The 1,689-nt window shown below is 30.8% G+C and carries 2 protein-coding genes; both read right to left on the minus strand.

Annotated elements, in window-relative coordinates; all coding sequences use genetic code 11:
* Positions 1-105: 105 nt before the first annotated feature.
* Positions 106-831, minus strand: a complete 726-nt coding sequence (locus DW793_RS14140; RefSeq protein WP_118158529.1) for a sigma-70 family RNA polymerase sigma factor — start codon at positions 829-831, stop codon at positions 106-108.
* A 3-nt stretch (positions 832-834) separates the two neighbouring features.
* A complete protein-coding gene (locus DW793_RS14145) occupies positions 835-1,371 on the minus strand; it encodes a hypothetical protein (RefSeq protein WP_118158530.1) in 537 nt (178 codons plus the stop codon).
* Positions 1,372-1,689: the final 318 nt, after the last annotated feature.

Here is a 1,689-nt window from a genome sequence, read left to right on the forward strand (position 1 = left end):
TACAATAATGGCATTACTAAAAGAATCCTTTATAAAGTCAATTTTTTTCATTATCATATTTTTTAAAAGATCATTTATCATCTTTTACCTCCTAATACTTACCTCTTAATACCACTTTAAAAGTCCTTTGGTTGGATGTCGTAGTCGTCTTAATGCTTTACATTCTATCTGTCTAATTCGTTCTCTAGTTAGATGATATTCTTTTGCAACTTCCTCTAAAGTCCACTCTTTGCCATCATATAAGCCAAACCTATATCGAATTACTTCTCGTTCTTTGTTTGAAAGTGAACACAACATTTGTTCAACTTCAGCAGAACAAATGTTAGACATTACCACATCTTCAACGTTTTCACTTTCTATATCCACAATTAATTCGCCTAACTCTGTATCTGTTTCTTCTCCAGTGAGAGCATTTAAAGAAGATAATCTCATATATTTTTTTCGAACAGATATAGCTTGCAAAACCTGTTCTTCGCTTAATTGCAAATCAAATGCTATCTGTTTGATTCTTGCATCATAGTCGAACCCACACATATCGTATTTCTCATCAAGTTTTGTTATTTTTATGATTTTTTCAATCATATGCACTGGCATTCTAATAGTATATCCTGTATCAGCTATTTCTCTTGTTATTGATTGTTTGATCCAGTATGTTGCATATGTACTAAACGCATTATCAGATGTAAAGTCATATTTTCGTGCGGCTTGCAATAATCCAATATAGCCAGCTTGCGTTAAATCATCAATAGATAAGTCATTGCCATAATACCCTTGATATGCACATGCATATTTTGAAACCAAATTTTTATTTTTTATACAGATATCCTGCATTGCCTAAATATTTCCGTCTTGAATCAATTTGCATAGCGTTTCGTTCTTTTGCGTAATATTTGAAAATACGGGAGTGTGTGATGATACATCATCTTCAAATACACTGCGATCATATAAAATATCATTTGAATAGGGATTACGTTCATCTTCAGTCATATTTAATGGGTCGCTAAGGTCTTCTATACTGGACGTTGCAATATCTAGTGGCAGTATTTCTTCGTCAATCAATTCAACACCTAGAGCAAAAAGAATTTCAACAATTTCGTATTGTTTTCGACGTGGATACATTCTGAAAACTTTATCAAAATTCTCATAGGACATATAACCAGAACGAACAAATGGTTTTGCCATATTAAAGAATTTTTGTTCCTCTGTAATCTCGTTTATAACAGCTATTCCTTTTTTAGGCAAAAGATCGACAATTTCATTTATTTCTTTTTCTGATAAAAAATCACCGAAAAGTTCATTTATTTTCGTAAAAGGAATAACACCATTATTAACATAGGGTTTAACCATATGCATAATGATATCCTCGTTCATAAACATCCCTCTTTTCGTAATAAATGTAATTAATCACAATGATTGTATTTGAATTTTGTTTTACATCAGTAATCTATTAAGCCTGTCAAGATAACCCAAGCCATGTGAACATGCAAATTCAAAAAGGCATTATCACGCTTGCTTTTAATGTTAATTTTTTACTCTATGACCGATAGAACAATTTTTGTGAAATTGTCCTTAATAATTGCTCCTATTTAGCTTTTTCGTTATGTTTATATTATATCACATTAACTGTACATTTGTCTGGACTTTTAGTTAAATAATTGATGGTGATATAAGAATTGAACTATACTTATT

The organism is Ruminococcus sp. AM31-15AC, from assembly GCF_003462045.1.
Taxonomy (GTDB): Bacteria; Bacillota; Clostridia; order Oscillospirales; family Ruminococcaceae; genus Hominimerdicola; species Hominimerdicola aceti.